Genomic DNA, 14,951 nt, shown 5'->3' with positions numbered 1-14,951 from the left:
CGACGGCGCCTAGGATGGACGGGGCACACCGGGGGAGGTGCGAGGAGATGAACGCCGACGAGCGGCGGTTCGCCGTGCTGCGGGCCATCGTGGCCGACTACGTGTCGACGCAGGAGCCCGTGGGGTCGAAGGCCATCGTCGACCGGCACAATCTCGGGGTGTCGAGCGCGACGGTGCGCAACGACATGGCCGTCCTCGAGGAGGACGGCCTGATCGCGCAGCCGCACACCAGCGCGGGCCGGATCCCCACCGACAAGGGCTACCGCCAGTTCGTCGACCGGATCTCGCAGGTCAAGCCGCTGTCGTCGGCCGAGAAGCGGGCCGTGCAGACGTTCCTGGACGGCGCCGTCGACCTCGACGACGTGCTGCGCCGCTCGGTGCGGCTGCTCGCGCAGCTGACCCGCCAGGTCGCCGTCGTGCAGTACCCGACGCTCACCCGATCCACGGTCCGCCACCTCGAGGTCGTGCAGCTGACCCCGGCCCGGCTGATGCTGGTGCTGATCACCGACTCCGGGCGCGTCGACCAGCGCGTCGTCGACCTGGGGGACGTGCTCGCCGACGCCGACGTCGCCCGGCTGCGCGAGATCCTCGGCAACGCCCTGGGCGGTCGCAAGCTCGCCGAGGCCTCCGCGGCCGTGGCCGAGCTGCCGGAGACGGCCCCGGAGGACCTGCGCACCCCGCTGCTGCACCTCGCGACGGTGCTCATCGAGACCCTCGTCGAGCACCCCGAGGAGCGGATGGTGCTGGGCGGCACGGCCAACCTGACCCGCAGCCACGCCGACTTCCCCGGCTCGCTGCGCCAGGTCCTGGAGGCCCTGGAGGAGCAGGTCGTGGTCATGCGGCTGCTCGCGGCCTCGCAGGACTCCGGGCTGGTGACGGTCCGGATCGGCGAGGAGAACGAGGCCGAGGACCTGCGCACCGCGTCCGTGGTCACGGTGGGGTACGGATCGGGTACCCCGCTGGGCGGGATGGGCGTCGTCGGGCCGACCCGGATGGACTACCCGGGCACGATCTCGGCGGTGCATGCGGTCGCCCGGTACGTGGGTGAGATCCTGACCGGTCGGTAGACCTTTCATCGTCGTTGTACGTACTTCACTGAGGAAAAGAGCCAGGTGGCACGCGACTACTACGGGATCCTGGGCGTCGAGCGCGGCGCCGACGCCTCGGAGATCAAGCGGGCGTACCGCAAGCTCGCCCGTGAGCTGCACCCGGACGTCAACCCCGACCCCGCGGCACAGGAGCGGTTCCGGGAGGTCAGCGCCGCCTACGAGGTGCTGACCGACCCCGAGAAGCGCCGGGTCGTCGACCTCGGCGGCGACCCCCTCGACGCCCGCGGCGGGGGTGGTGGCGGCGGTGACCCGTTCGCCGGGTTCGGCGGGTTCAGCGACATCATGGACGCGTTCTTCGGCGGCACCGCCGGCGGCGGACGCGGGCGCGGCCCGCGCAGCCGGGTCCAGCCCGGCGCCGACGCGCTGATCCGGATGGAGCTGACGCTGGAGGACTGCGCCGCCGGTGTGCAGCGCGACCTCGCCGTCGACACCGCGGTCCTGTGCACCCAGTGCCAGGGCTCCGGCTGCGCCGAGGGCACCCACCCCACCGCCTGCGACACCTGCGGCGGCTCCGGGGAGATCCAGAGCGTGCAGCGCTCGTTCCTCGGGCAGGTCGTCACCGCACGGCCCTGCCCGACCTGCCGCGGCTTCGGCGAGGTCATCCCCGACCCCTGCCGCCAGTGCGCGGGCGACGGCCGGGTCCGGTCGCGGCGCACCGTCGCCGTCAAGATCCCGGCGGGCGTCGCCGAGGGCATGCGGGTGCGCCTGTCCGGCCAGGGCGAGGTCGGCTCCGGCGGCGGTCCCGCCGGTGACCTCTACGTCGAGGTGGAGGAGGCGCCGCACGAGCTGTTCACCCGCGACGGCGCCGACCTGCACTGCACGCTCCCGCTGCCGATGACCGCGGCCGCGCTCGGCACCACGTTGCCGTTGCCGCTGCTCGACGGCTCGGTCGCCGAGATCGACGTCGAGGCGGGCACCCAGCACGGCACGGTCCGCACGCTGCGCGGCAAGGGCATGCCCCGGCTGCGCTCCACCGGGCGCATCGACGGCCACGGCGACCTCCTCGTGCACGTCGAGGTGGCGGTGCCGACCCGGCTGGACAAGGAGCAGACCGACCTGCTGCGCCGGCTCGCCGAGCTGCGCGGGGAGGAGCAGCCGGACCTGATCGGCGGCTCCCGCAACGGGCACGGCCTGTTCTCCAAGCTGCGCGACAGCTGGACCGGACGCTGACCCGGTGACGACGGCGCCGTTGTTCCTGGTCGACGACGTCGGGTCCCTCCCGGGTCCGGGCTCCGACACGGTGCTCGACGGCCCGGAGGGGCGCCACGCCGCGACCGTGCGACGGCTGCGCCCCGGCGAGGCGCTGGTGCTGTCCGACGGCCGGGGCGGGCTCGCCCGCGCCGAGGTCGTCGACGTCGCCGGGCGGGACGCGCTGACCGTGCGGCTGCACGAGGTGACCCGGGTGCCCGCACCCGCGGTCCGCGTCGTCGTCGCGCAGGCGCTGGTCAAGGGCGACCGCGGCGAGCTCGCCGTGGAGACCGCCACCGAGGCCGGCGCCGACGGGTTCGTCCCCTGGAGGGCGGCCCGCTGCGTCACCCGCTGGGACGACGGCCCGCGCGGCGCGAAGGCCCTCGAACGCTGGCGGTCCACCGTCCGCGAGGCCGCCAAGCAGGCCCGCCGCCCGTGGCAGCCCGACGTCGCGGGCCCGGTGACCACCGCGCAGCTCGCCGCCCGGGTCGGTGCCGCCGACACCGCGCTGGTGCTGCACGAGTCCGCGGGCGAGGACCTCGCCTCGGTCGCGCTGCCCGCGGCGGGGGAGGTGCTGCTCGCCGTCGGACCGGAGGGCGGCGTCGACGACGCCGAGCTCGACCGCCTCGCCGAGGCTGGCGCCGTCCCGGTCCGGATGGGGCCCGAGGTGCTGCGGGCCTCCACCGCGGCCTGCGTCGCGCTCGGCGCGCTCGCCGTGCGCACCGGCCGCTGGGCCCGCTGAGCCCCCTCGCCGACCCGTCCCGGGACGCCCCCAGGGTCACTTTCGGGGCGTAGAGCGCTACGAGGGTGACCCTGGGAGCAGGGCGGGGAGGCGCAGGCGCGTCACGATCCGGCGAACCGGTCGTCGGGGACCGGGCGCGGGTGTCATCATCCGCCGCGTGAGTGACCACGCTCCCCGGATCGGACGCCGCGCGCTGCTGGCCGGCCTCGCCGCCACCCCGCTGCTCGGCGCCTGCGGCAACGACGCCCCCGCGGCCCAGCGGCGGCCCCCGCGCGACGAGACCGCCCCGCGGACCGAGCGGATGGCCTACGGCGGCCAGCCCGACCAGTTCGGCGAGCTGACCTTCCCGGCGAGCCGGGACCTGCCCCGCGGCACCGTGATCGTCGTGCACGGCGGTTTCTGGCGGGCCGGCACCGACCTCACGATCATGCGCCCGGTCGTCGACGCGCTGGTTGCGGCGGACTTCGCGGTCTGGAACATCGAGTACCGGAAGGTGGGCGCCGGCGGCGGCTGGCCCTCCACCTTCGACGACGTCGCGATGGCCGCCGACCACCTCGCCACCCTGCGCTCCACCCGGCTCGACCTGCGCCGGCTCGTCGTGCTCGGGCACTCGGCGGGCGGGCACCTCGCGGGCTGGCTGGCGATGCGCGCGACACTCGCCCCCGGCGACCTGGGCGCGACGCCCGTGGTCCGCCCGGCCGGGGTGGTCTCGCTGGCCGGGGTGCTCGATCTGGCCGGCGGGACGCTGCTCGGCGACGGCGCCGTCGCCGACCTCGTCGCGGCGACCCCGGGCGCCGACCCGGCCCGCTTCCGGGCGACCAGCCCGCTGGAGGCCGTACCGCTCGGGGTGCCGTCGGTGTGCGTGCACGGCACCGCCGACGAGGTGGTCCCGCTCTCCCAGAGCGAGGACTTCGTCGCCGCCGCGACGGCCGCCGGTGACCGGTCGGAGCTCGTGCGGGTCGAGGGCGCGAACCACCTGCAGCTCATCGACGTCGCCCACCCCGGCTGGGCCGCCGCGCTGCAGGCCGTGGAACGGCTGAGCACCCCCGCCTGATCCGCGGGGAGAATCCGCGGGTGCCGTCGGCGGTCCGACCGGTACGATCGGCGCAGTCCGGCGACCCGACGTACGAGGCAGGCGAACACACTCTTGACCGGCACCGAACCCGGCTCCACCCCCCGGACCGACCTGCGGTCCACCGCGGCACCGGGCGGGACCGTCCGGTCGAGGATGGCCGTGCCGGACACCGCCCTCCTGTCCCTGCTCGGCTCGCGTGACGAGAGCCTGCGCGCCGCCGAGGAGGAGCTGACCGCCGACGTCCACGTCCGTGGCAACGAGCTGACCCTGTCCGGGGACCCGGGCGACGTCGCGTTCGCCGAGCGGGTCTTCACCGAGCTGATCACCCTGGCCGAGCGCGGCCAGCTGGTCGGCGCGGACACCGTGCGCCGCACCGTGCAGATGCTCTCGGCGGAGAACACCGCCGACGAGCGCCTGGGCGAGTCCCCGGCCGAGGTGCTGAGCCTGGACATCCTGTCCCGGCGCGGGAAGACCATCCGGCCCAAGACGCTCAACCAGAAGCGCTACGTCGACGCCATCGACGCGTTCACCATCGTCTTCGGCATCGGCCCGGCCGGTACCGGCAAGACCTACCTGGCGATGGCCAAGGCCGTGCAGGCGCTGCAGGCCAAGCAGGTCAACCGGATCATCCTGACCCGGCCCGCGGTCGAGGCGGGGGAGCGGCTGGGCTACCTGCCCGGCACGCTGTTCGAGAAGATCGACCCGTACCTGCGCCCGCTCTACGACGCGCTGCACGACATGATCGACCCCGAGTCCATCCCGAAGCTGATGGCCGCCGGGACGATCGAGGTCGCGCCGCTGGCCTACATGCGCGGCCGCACCCTCAACGACGCGTTCATCATCCTCGACGAGGCGCAGAACACCACGCCCGAGCAGATGAAGATGTTCCTCACCCGGCTCGGCTTCGGCTCGCGGATCGTGGTGACCGGCGACATCACCCAGGTCGACCTCCCGGGCAACGCCCGGTCCGGCCTGGCCGTCGTGCAGGACATCCTCGACGGCGTCGACGACGTGCACTTCTCCCGGCTCGAGAGCGCCGACGTGGTCCGGCACCGCCTGGTGTCCGACATCGTCGACGCCTACGCCCGGTTCGACGCGTCCGAGCACCGCGCGGCCGCCGTCGGCAACGGCGCACCCCGCAACGGCCCCGCGCGGCGTCCCGACCGGCGGCGGTGACCGGGGGGCGGGTGGCACCGGGACCGTCGGTACGGCCGTCTAGGCTGCCCCCTACATCCGTATCGGCGAGCAGGGGCAGGGCAGCGGCGGCGTGAGCATCGAGGTCGTCAACGAGTCCGGGATCACGGTCGACGAGGCGCAGATCGTGTCGGTCGCCCGGTACGCGCTGGACGCGATGAAGGTGAGCCCGTCCGCCGAGCTGGCGATCACCGCCGTCGGGCTGGACGCGATGGAGGAGCTGCACGTCCGCTGGATGGACGAGCCGGGCCCCACCGACGTCATGGCGTTCCCCATGGACTCCCTCTCCGAGGACACCCGGCGCCCCGACGCGCCGGACCTGGGCCCCGCCCTGCTCGGCGACGTCGTGCTCTGCCCGGCCTTCGCCCGGGACCAGGCGCGCAAGGCCGGGCACACCCTGGCCGACGAGCTGCACCTGCTGACCGTGCACGGCATCCTGCACCTGCTGGGGTACGACCACCTCGAGCCCGAGGACGAGCGCGAGATGTTCGCGCTGCAGAACCGGCTGCTGGTCCGCTGGCGGTCCGACCGGGCCGCCGAGCGCGCCCGGGACGCCCAGAAGCGCAGCGACGACCGCCTGCTCGGTGCCGCCGGCTTCGAGGACGAGTCCGGCCGGTGACCGGAAGACCCACGACCACGTTCTCCGAGGAGCAGAAGTGACCACCGTCTGGCTGATCGTCGCGACGGTCCTGCTCGTGCTGCTGGCCGGGGTGTTCGCCGCCGCGGACTCGGCCCTCATGTCGATCTCGCGGGCCCGGGTGGACGCCGTGGTGCGCGCCGGCCGCGCCGGCGCGAGGGCGCTCGCCGCCGTCGTCGCGGACCGGCCGCGGCACGTCAACCTGCTGATGCTGCTGCGGGTCACCTGCGAGACGGTCGCGATCATCCTGCTGGCCGTCGCGCTCGCGCCGCTGTTCTCCGCCACCTGGATCGGGCTGCTGCTCACCGGCGTTCTCATGGTGCTCGCCAGCTACGTCCTGGTCGGGGTCGGCCCGCGGACGCTGGGCCGCCAGCACCCGTACCGGATCGGGCTGCTGCTCGCGGGCCCGATCCGCGCGATCGGCGTCGTGCTGTCCCCGCTGGCGAAGCTGCTGATCCTGCTGGGCAACGCGATCACCCCGGGCCCCGGTTTCCGCGACGGCCCGTTCTCCACCGAGGTGGAGCTGCGCGAGCTCGTCGACATGGCCAGCAACCGCGGCGTGGTCGACGAGGGCGAGCGCAAGATGATCCACTCGGTGTTCGAGCTGGGGGAGACCCCGGTCCGCGACATCATGGTGCCGCGGCCCGACCTGATCTGGACCGAGCGCGACACCCCGGTGGAGAAGGTGCTGCGCCTGGCGCTCAAGAGCGGCTACTCACGCATCCCGGTGCTCGGCGAGGGCGTGGACGACGTCATCGGCATCGCCTACCTCAAGGACCTGGTCCGGGCCCGCGAGGAGGCCCGGCGCGGGGAGCGCGAGGTCCCGCTGCTCGACATCCTGCGCCCCGCGGCCTTCGTGCCGGACTCCAAGCGCAGCGACGACCTCATGCGCGAGATGCAGCGCACCCGCAACCACATGGCCGTGGTCGTCGACGAGTACGGCGGCACCGCGGGCGTGGTGACGATCGAGGACATCCTGGAGGAGATCGTCGGCGAGATCACCGACGAGTACGACACCGAGGAGGTGCCCGACGTCGCCGAGGCCTCCGACGGCGCCTTCCGGGTCTCCGCCCGGCTGCCCGCCGAGGACCTCGAGGAGCTGTTCGCCGGCCGGTTCCGCGGCACCCCGCGCGAGGACGAGCTGCACGAGGCGCTGGAGAACGCCGACGTCGACACCGTCGGCGGGCTGCTCGCCCAGCGGCTGGGCAAGGTGCCGCTGCCCGGCGCCACCGCGGAGCTGGACGGCCTGCTGCGGCTGCAGGGCGAGGGCGGCAAGGACGCCCGGGGCCGTGTCCGCATCACCTCGGTGCTGGTCAGCCCGCTGGACCCGGCCGAGACCGAGGACACCGACCACGACGAGCCGCGCGGGGACACCCGGGAGTCCGACGTGCCCGACCACGTCGCGGGCGACCCCACCGAGCACGCCGGCGCCGACCGGCACTGACCTGGCCGCCCCCGCCACGGGGAGCGACCGACGGACGTGACCGTCCCGCCACGGGTGGGACGCGAGGAGGACCTGATGGCTGCCCGCACGACCATCCCCGCGGAGCGTGCCCGGTGACCGGGCTGCCCGCGACACCGCGCTACGACCTGGTCGTCGTCGGCGGTGGGATCGTCGGCCTGGCCACCGCGTACGCCGCCACCCGCAACGGGCTCAGCGTCGCCGTCGTCGAGCGTGAGCAGCGCCTGGCGAACCACCAGACCGGCAACAACTCCAACGTCGTGCACTCCGGGCTGTACTACGCGCCGGGCGGCTACAAGGCCCGCCTGGCCGTCGCCGGGTGTGCCGAGACCATCGCGTTCTGCCGTGAGCACGACCTGCCGCACCAGGTGTGCGGCAAGCTCGTCGTCGCGACCGAGCCCGAGGAGCTGCCCCGGCTCGACGAGCTGGCCCGCCGCGGCGACGCCAACGGCGTGGAGAACCACCGCCTCGACGAGCACGGCATCCGCACCTACGAGCCCGACGTCCGCGGTCTCGCCGCGCTGTGGGTGCCCTCGACCGGCATCACCGACTACCGGCTGGTCGCGGAGAAGCTGGGCGAGCTGGTGGAGAAGAACGGAGGCGAGGTCCACCTGGGCCGCACCGTCACCGGGTTCGCCCGCCGCCCGTCCGACGTCGTCGTGCGCACCACCCGCGGTGACCTGCTCGGCACCCGCGCGGTCGTCTGCGGCGGCCTGCGCTGCGACGAGCTCGCCCGCCTGGCCGGCGCCGATCCCGGGGTGCGGATCGTGCCGTTCCGCGGCGAGTACTCCGGCTTCTCCGAGCGGGCCGCCTCGCTGGTCCGCGGCCTGATCTACCCGGTGCCCGACCCGGCGTTCCCGTTCCTCGGGGTGCACGCCACCCGCGGCATCGACGGCACCGTCCACGCCGGCCCGAACGCCGTGCTCGCGATGGCCCGCGAGGGCTACGACTGGCGCACGGTCAGGCCGAAGGAACTGCTGGGCACGCTGACCTACCCCGGCATGGTCAAGGTGGCGCGCACGCACTGGCGCTACGGCATCGGCGAGGTCCGCCGCTCGCTGTCGACGCGGGCGATGGTCCGCCAGATCCAGCGGATGCTGCCCGACGTCACCGCCGCCGACCTGCACCCGGCCGGCGCCGGGGTGCGGGCCCAGGCGGTGAAGGCCGACGGCACCCTGGTCGACGACTTCCTGTTCCTCGACCAGGCCGGTCCGGACGGCGCGGGCCGCCCCGGCTCGATCCTGCACGTGCTGAACGCACCGTCCCCGGCGGCGACGGCGGCCCTGCCGATCGGCCGCGAGATCCTCGACCGGCTGGGTGCGGCGTGACCGGCGCACAGCCCGAGGGCTTCCGGTCCGGGTTCGCCTGCTTCGTCGGCAGGCCCAACGCCGGCAAGTCGACGCTGACCAACGCGCTGGTCGGGGAGAAGATCGCGATCACCTCCTCGCGCCCGCAGACCACCCGGCACGCGATCCGCGGGATCGTGCACCGCCCGGACGCCCAGATCGTCCTGGTCGACACCCCGGGGCTGCACCGCCCGCGGACCCTGCTCGGGTCGCGGCTCAACGACCTGGTGCGCGAGACCTGGTCCGAGGTCGACGTCGTCGGGTTCTGCGTGCCCGCGAACGAGAAGGTCGGCAAGGGCGACCGGTTCATCGCCGAGGAGCTGCGGCGGATCGCCGCGCACACCCCGGTGGTCGCCGTCGTCACCAAGACCGACACCGCCCGCCCCGAGCAGGTCGCCGAGCGGCTCACCGAGGTGTCGGCCCTGATGGAGTTCACCGAGGTCGTGCCGACCTCGGCGCGGTCGGGCTTCCAGGTGTCGCTGCTCTCGGACCTGCTGGTCGGACTGCTGCCGGAGGGCCCGCAGCTCTACCCGGACGGCGACCTCACCGACGAGCCGACCGACGTGCTCGTCGCCGAGCTCGTGCGGGAGGCGGCGCTGGAGGGCGTGCGCGACGAGCTGCCGCACTCGATCGCCGTCGTCGTCGAGGAGACGATCGAGAAGAAGGACCTCCTGGAGATCTACGCGATCATCTACGTCGAGCGGTCCAGCCAGAAGGGCATCGTGATCGGCAAGGGCGGTGCCCGGCTCAAGCAGGTCGGCAGCGACGCCCGTCGCCAGATCGAGAAGCTGCTGGGCACCCGGGTGCACCTCGACCTGCACGTGAAGATCGCCGAGGACTGGCAGCGGGACCCGAAGCAGCTGCGCAAGCTGGGGTTCTGAGCAGGACCTAGACTGGGTGCGTGGCCCAGCTCTACCGCGACACCGGGATCGTGCTCCGGGTGCAGAAGCTGGGCGAGGCGGACCGGATCATCACGATGCTGACCCGCCGGCACGGCAAGATCCGGGTGGTCGCCAAGGGCGTGCGCCGCACCCGGTCGCGGTGGGGCGCACGGCTGGAGCCGTTCAACCACGTCGACGTCCAGTGCTACACCGGGCGCACGCTGGACGTGGTCACCCAGGCCCAGACCGTCGACGCGTTCGCCCCGGCGATCGTCGCGGACTGGTCGGCGTACTCCTGCGGCTGCGCGATCCTGGAGACCGCGGACCGGCTGGTGTCCGAGGAGGGTGAGCCGAGCCTGCGGGTGTACCTGCTGCTGCTCGGCGCCACCCGGGCGCTGGCCGACGGCGCCCGTGAACCGGCCCTGGTGCTCGACGCGTTCCTGCTGCGGGCGATGAGCCACGCGGGGTGGGCGCCGTCGCTGTCGGAGTGCGCGCGCTGCGCCACCCCCGGCCCGCACCGGTCGTTCACCGTCGCCGGGGGCGGCATGGTGTGCCCGCGCTGCCGCCCCCCGGGCTCGGTGACCCCGGCGACCGAGACGGTGGCCCTGCTGTCCGCGCTGCTGCACGGCGACTGGGACACCGCGGACGCCTCGGGCACCCCGACCCGGCGTGAGGCCAGCGGCCTGGTCGCGGCGCACCTGCAGTGGCACCTGGAGCGGCAGCTGCGCTCGCTGCCCCTGGTCGACCGCCGCGCCCGGGTCCGGCCCGCCGCCGCCGTCGCACCCGGGGTGCCGGGGCCCGCCCCGGAACCGCCGGACGGCGGAACCGCGACACCCCCGGACGCGCTCCCCGGCTAGTCCGGTCGGACTTGTGTCCGGTGTGGGGTGCCGTGAGCGGGCCGTCCGCTCCGTCGAGCGGTTGACGTACGGGCGTGCCGGCCCTCTCGGTGCCGCCGGTCGCGTCGTACGGGACTTCCGCCGACTCCACCGGGTGATCATCGCTTTCGACGGGCAACCGGTTCCGCCGTCTCGTTACGCTCCTGTGATCGAGGGGACCCCAGCCCCGTCGGAGAGGCAGTCGTGAACCGACCCCACACCCCGCCGCCGGACGACGACCACACCGGTCGCACCCACCGTCTCCCGGCCGCCACGCAGCGCATCCCGGTGCCGCCGACCCAGCAGTTCCCGGTCCGCACCGAGGCGATGCCGGAGTCCCCGCAGGACGGGCCCACCCGCGCGATGCGTCAGGTCCGGGCCCGCACCGAGGACGGCGCGTGGCCGGCCATCCCGATGCTGCCGGTGATCCGGCCCGACGAGTCCGAGCCGATGTCGGAGGCCGACCGGATCCGCGGGCACCGCGGGATGCGCCGGCTGCGCGAGACCATCGAGCGGCTGGAGGACCCGGCCGTGCCGGCCTGGCCGCAGCCCGACCACCGCGACTGAACCCGTCCGCCGTCCCCGACGTAAGGTCGGCGACGTGCCGTTCCAGCCTCCCGCACCGCACCCGTCCGGTGCCCGGCCCCCGGCGATCCCGCCGGAGCTGGTGCCACGCCACGTCGCCCTGGTGATGGACGGCAACGGCCGCTGGGCCAACGCCCGCGGCCTGCCCCGCACGGAGGGCCACAAGCGGGGCGAGGCCTCGCTGATGGACGTCGCCCGCGGTTGCATCGACCTGGGCGTGCGCTGGCTGTCGGCGTACGCGTTCTCCACCGAGAACTGGCGGCGCAGCCCCGACGAGGTCCGGTTCCTGATGGGCTTCAACCGCGACGTGATCCGCCGCCGCGTCGACGAGATGGACGCGATGGGTGTCCGGGTCCGCTGGGCGGGCCGGCGCCCGCGGCTGTGGCGCTCGGTGATCAAGGAGCTGGAGATCGCCGAGGAGCGCACCCGCGGCAACGACGTGCTGAACCTGACCATGTGCGTCAACTACGGCGGCCGCGCCGAGATCGTCGACTCCGTGCGGCAGCTCGCTCGCCTCGCCGCGGAGGGCCGCATCAACCCCGACAAGATCGACGAGCGGATGCTGGCCCGGTACCTCGACGAGCCGGACATGCCCGACGTCGACCTGTTCGTGCGCTCCTCGGGGGAGCAGCGGACGTCGAACTTCCTGCTCTGGCAGAGCGCCTACGCCGAGATGGTCTTCCTGGACACGCTGTTCCCGGACTTCGACCGCCGGCACATCTGGCAGGCGATCGAGATCTACGCGCGCCGGGACCGGCGTTTCGGGGGAGCTTCCGAGCGTCGCGGAGCGGACGCGAGCATCGACACGGCCGCCGCCGTCCCGAACGATGGAGTGACACCGTGACCACCGATGTGATCTCCGGGATGCTCACCACCGCCAAGGGGGCGCTGGAGCGGTTCCACGACGTCACCACCGACGACGACGGCGCGCTGACCTTCGCCCACGGCGGCGTGCTGTGCGTGGTGCAGGGCACCGAGCTGGAGGAGGGTCTGCCCGTCCTCAACCTGACCTGCGTCGTCGCGTGGGACCTGCCGGAGTCCGCCGACCCGGAGCACGACGTGCCGCGCCGGGTCGGCCTCGGGGTGGGGGAGGGCCTGTTCGGCACGCCCCGGGTGGTGCGCGGCGAGCGCGGCTGGGACGTGACCCTGCGCTACGCCTTCCCCGCGGCCGGGCTGGGCGAGGGGCCGATGGGCACCCTGCTGATGCTGGTCGTGTCCTCGGCGTCGAGCATGCGCGCGGAGCTGGTCGAGAGCTGAGACCGCCCGGCCGGGGGCGTGCCCCCGGCCGCGGCCCGGTCACTCCTGGTCGGCGCCGGTGTCGACGGCCGCGACGACGGCGTCGACCGAGGTGTAGTCCTCGGCCGGCGCCGAACGCAGGGCCTCGACCGTCGCGGCGTCGGCGCCGTTGCGCTCGGCGGTCCACGCCAGGTCGTCCTTGGAAGCGGGGAACTCGAGACCGTGCAGGGCGCTGCGGACGGCGTCGGCGGTCGTCGTACGGGCTGTCATGGGTCACCTCTCGTCGTGGACGTTCGGTGACCGGGTAGCCGGTGTGCGGCCGTCCATGCACGGACGGCCGCACCCGTCAGCCGTCGGTGTCCGTGGTCTCCCCGGCGGTGTCCCCGGAGTCGCTGAGGTGCACGATCGGCAGCGCCGCCAGCTGGCCCGCGGTCATCGCGTGCGCCACGCCCAGCACGTCGTTCTGGGCCTTGGTCATCCGCGCGTCCACCAGCCCGGACAGGCGGTAGGCGACCCGGCCGAGCAGCCGCACCGTGGTCTCGTCGACCTGGGGGCGCGGGGTGGAGACGACCGCGACACCGCGCGGGGCGCCGTCGTTGGACTGGGCGACGCCGATCTCGTAGGACTCACGCGGGTTGACGTGCCGCGATGCGTAGTGGTCGCGCAGCGTCGACATCATGTCGTGGAACCCGGTGACGTCACCCTCGAGCTCCAGGGTGGACAGGTCGTCCTTCGTGAGGGTCTTCGTGCGGCCGGAGAAGCAGCGCACGTAGCCGATCACCGCACCGGTCCACAGTGCCTCGACCAGGGCCGGGTCGGCGGCCACCCGGACCGGACCGGACTCCGGACCGCCGAGCGCCGTCACCAGGTGCTCGCAGCACTGCAGCACGTACTGCAGGTCGTCGAACACCGCCGCCAGCTGGGCAAGCTCGCCGGACTCCGGGACGTCGATCCGCCGTACCGTGCCCGGGGCGGGTTGCGTGTCGGTCATCGTTCAGACGCTATCCGGGGTGGCGACGGTCACGGTGTCTCCTTCTGAGACGGTCTGCTAGCTTCGGCGGCGAAGGTCACGAGTGCCAGCGCGAAGCCCCGGCTCGCTGGACGGCAACCCTCCTCCGCGGTGGGGTGCCCCGGGTGATGACCGGGCCGACGCGACACCCGCAGTCGGCAAGCGCGGATCCGTGCGCCACGCCGGGTCCCCGAGATCGGCCGGAGGCCCGATCATGACCCTCGCCCTGTCGCGTCCCGTCCAGCACGCGCTGCCCCGTGTCGTCGGCGCGGACCTCACCGTCCCGCTCGTCGACGGCAGGTGGGCCCGCTACTGCGACCTCGACTCCGCCGCGTCGGCGCCGGCGCTGGAGAGCGTCGCCGCGCATGTCGCGCAGGTGCTGCCCTACCACGGCAGCGTGCACCGCGGCGCCGGCTGGACCTCGAAGGTCTGCACCGCCCTGGTGGAGAACGCCCGCGCCGACGTCGCCCGGTTCGTCCGGGCCCGCGCCGACGACGTCGTGGTGTTCACCCGCAACACCACCGACGCGCTCGGCCTGCTCGCCCGCGCCGTGCCCGGCCCGGTGGTGACCCTGGACCTGGAGCACCACGCGACGCTGCTGGCCTGGCGGGGCGGTACCGGCGGCGCCGAGCACCGGGTCGTGCGGGCCGGCCACGACATCGCCGCGACCCTCGACGCACTGCGGGCCGAGCTCGCCGCCCGTCCCGACGCCGCGCTGGTCGCGGTCACCGGTGCGTCCAACGTGACCGGCGAGCTCCTCCCGGTCGCCGAGATCGCCCGGATCGCGCACGCCGCGGGTGCCCGGCTGTGCGTCGACGCCGCGCAGCTCGCCCCGCACCGGCGCGTCGACCTGGCCGGGTGGGGCGCGGACTACGTCGCGCTGTCCGGGCACAAGCTCTACGCGCCCTACGGCGCCGGGGTCCTCGTCGGCCGCCGGGACTGGCTCGACGCCGCCGAGCCGCACGTCGCGGGCGGGGGAGCGGTCCGGTCGGTCGGCGTCACGGCCGACGACGCCGTCGACGGCCCGGGCGGCACCGTGACCGAGTGGCTGCCCGCGCCGCAGCGCCACGAGGGCGGCACCCCGAACGTGCTCGGCGCCGCCGCCCTGGGCGCGGCCTGCCGCACCCTCGAGGACCTGATCGACGACGCCGTGCCCGCCCACGAGCGCGAGCTCGCCGCCCGGCTGCGCGCGGGCCTGGCGACCGTTCCCGGCCTGCGGATCCTGTCCTGCTTCGACGACGGGCCCGACGCCGACCGCACCGCGACCGTCTCGTTCACCCTGGGCGAGCTGCCCGCCGGCCTCGTCGCGGCGGCGCTGTCCGCCGAGTACGGCATCGGCGTCCGCGACGGGCGGTTCTGCGCGCACCCGCTGCTGGAGCGGCTCACCGGCGGTCGCGACGCGGTGCGCGCCTCGCTGGGCCTGCGCACCGGCTCCTCCGACGTCGACCGGCTGGTCGACGCGCTGACCGACCTGGCGCGGCGCGGTCCGGCCTGGACCTACGCCCTCGTCGACGGCCGGTGGGCACCCACCCCGGACCCGCGCCCGGCCGACCCGTTCGCCCGGGACCGGGAGCTGCCCGCCGTCCCCGGCTGCGGGGACTGAGCCCCGGGC

16 protein-coding genes and 1 riboswitch are annotated in these 14,951 nt (G+C 74.5%); of the genes, 14 read left to right on the top strand and 2 right to left on the bottom strand.

Annotated elements, in window-relative coordinates; translation table 11 throughout:
* Positions 1-47: 47 nt before the first annotated feature.
* From hrcA to ND486_RS13530, 13 genes are all read left to right on the top strand, one after another.
* Complete coding sequence (gene hrcA, locus ND486_RS13590) at positions 48-1,067, top strand: heat-inducible transcriptional repressor HrcA (RefSeq protein WP_208824747.1); 1,020 nt, start codon at positions 48-50, stop codon at positions 1,065-1,067.
* A gap of 45 nt (positions 1,068-1,112) precedes the next feature.
* Positions 1,113-2,279, top strand: coding sequence for a molecular chaperone DnaJ (gene dnaJ, locus ND486_RS13585; protein WP_161151755.1), 1,167 nt, complete (start codon positions 1,113-1,115; stop codon positions 2,277-2,279).
* A gap of 4 nt (positions 2,280-2,283) precedes the next feature.
* Positions 2,284-3,039: a 16S rRNA (uracil(1498)-N(3))-methyltransferase gene (locus tag ND486_RS13580; protein WP_251784652.1), complete on the top strand. Its 756-nt coding sequence runs from the start codon at positions 2,284-2,286 to the stop codon at positions 3,037-3,039.
* A 157-nt stretch (positions 3,040-3,196) separates the two neighbouring features.
* Positions 3,197-4,093: an alpha/beta hydrolase gene (locus ND486_RS13575; RefSeq protein WP_251784651.1), complete on the top strand. Its 897-nt coding sequence runs from the start codon at positions 3,197-3,199 to the stop codon at positions 4,091-4,093.
* Between the two features lie 132 nt (positions 4,094-4,225).
* Positions 4,226-5,290 carry a PhoH family protein gene (locus tag ND486_RS13570; protein WP_251784902.1) on the top strand — a complete coding sequence of 355 codons (1,065 nt, stop codon included), beginning with the start codon at positions 4,226-4,228 and terminating at the stop codon, positions 5,288-5,290.
* Between the two features lie 91 nt (positions 5,291-5,381).
* Positions 5,382-5,927 (top strand): rRNA maturation RNase YbeY, encoded by a 546-nt coding sequence (ybeY, locus tag ND486_RS13565; RefSeq protein ID WP_251784650.1) that lies wholly within the window; start codon positions 5,382-5,384, stop codon positions 5,925-5,927.
* 37 nt (positions 5,928-5,964) lie between these two features.
* On the top strand, positions 5,965-7,389 hold the full coding sequence (locus ND486_RS13560) for a hemolysin family protein (protein WP_251784649.1): 1,425 nt from the start codon (positions 5,965-5,967) through the stop codon (positions 7,387-7,389).
* Positions 7,390-7,502: 113 nt separating this feature from the next.
* Positions 7,503-8,735, top strand: a complete 1,233-nt coding sequence (lhgO, locus tag ND486_RS13555; RefSeq protein ID WP_178375482.1) for an L-2-hydroxyglutarate oxidase — start codon at positions 7,503-7,505, stop codon at positions 8,733-8,735.
* Positions 8,732-9,634, top strand: coding sequence for a GTPase Era (era, locus tag ND486_RS13550; protein ID WP_224403076.1), 903 nt, complete (start codon positions 8,732-8,734; stop codon positions 9,632-9,634). Before lhgO ends, era begins: the two co-directional genes overlap by 4 nt.
* 20 nt (positions 9,635-9,654) lie before the next feature.
* A complete protein-coding gene (recO, locus tag ND486_RS13545; protein ID WP_251784648.1) occupies positions 9,655-10,491 on the top strand; it encodes a DNA repair protein RecO in 837 nt (278 codons plus the stop codon).
* A 222-nt stretch (positions 10,492-10,713) separates the two neighbouring features.
* A complete protein-coding gene (locus ND486_RS13540) occupies positions 10,714-11,076 on the top strand; it encodes a hypothetical protein (protein ID WP_062401510.1) in 363 nt (120 codons plus the stop codon).
* A gap of 34 nt (positions 11,077-11,110) precedes the next feature.
* Positions 11,111-11,938, top strand: a complete 828-nt coding sequence (locus ND486_RS13535) for an isoprenyl transferase (RefSeq protein ID WP_251784647.1) — start codon at positions 11,111-11,113, stop codon at positions 11,936-11,938.
* A 20-nt stretch (positions 11,939-11,958) separates the two neighbouring features.
* The gene (locus ND486_RS13530) at positions 11,959-12,351 is read left to right on the top strand and encodes a hypothetical protein (RefSeq protein WP_062404463.1); all 393 of its coding nucleotides are present in this window, start codon (positions 11,959-11,961) and stop codon (positions 12,349-12,351) included.
* 39 nt (positions 12,352-12,390) lie between these two features.
* On the opposite strand, the gene ND486_RS13525 is transcribed toward ND486_RS13530, so the two are convergent.
* Together ND486_RS13525 and ND486_RS13520 are read right to left on the bottom strand one after the other, a co-directional pair.
* Positions 12,391-12,600 carry a DUF2795 domain-containing protein gene (locus tag ND486_RS13525; RefSeq protein WP_208824731.1) on the bottom strand — a complete coding sequence of 70 codons (210 nt, stop codon included), beginning with the start codon at positions 12,598-12,600 and terminating at the stop codon, positions 12,391-12,393.
* 76 nt (positions 12,601-12,676) lie between these two features.
* Positions 12,677-13,321, bottom strand: coding sequence for a hypothetical protein (locus ND486_RS13520; protein ID WP_251784646.1), 645 nt, complete (start codon positions 13,319-13,321; stop codon positions 12,677-12,679).
* Positions 13,322-13,395: 74 nt separating this feature from the next.
* Positions 13,396-13,510: riboswitch (SAM riboswitch) on the top strand.
* A gap of 43 nt (positions 13,511-13,553) precedes the next feature.
* Here ND486_RS13520 and ND486_RS13515 point away from each other — a divergent pair.
* Complete coding sequence (locus tag ND486_RS13515; protein ID WP_251784645.1) at positions 13,554-14,942, top strand: aminotransferase class V-fold PLP-dependent enzyme; 1,389 nt, start codon at positions 13,554-13,556, stop codon at positions 14,940-14,942.
* The last annotated feature ends 9 nt before the right edge of the window (positions 14,943-14,951 follow it).

The sequence above is a fragment of the Pseudonocardia sp. DR1-2 genome (assembly GCF_023717215.1).
Taxonomy (GTDB): Bacteria; Actinomycetota; Actinomycetes; order Mycobacteriales; family Pseudonocardiaceae; genus Pseudonocardia; species Pseudonocardia alni.
The sequence above is the reverse complement of the archived record's forward strand: the minus strand, read 5'-3'. Positions and strand labels throughout refer to the sequence as shown.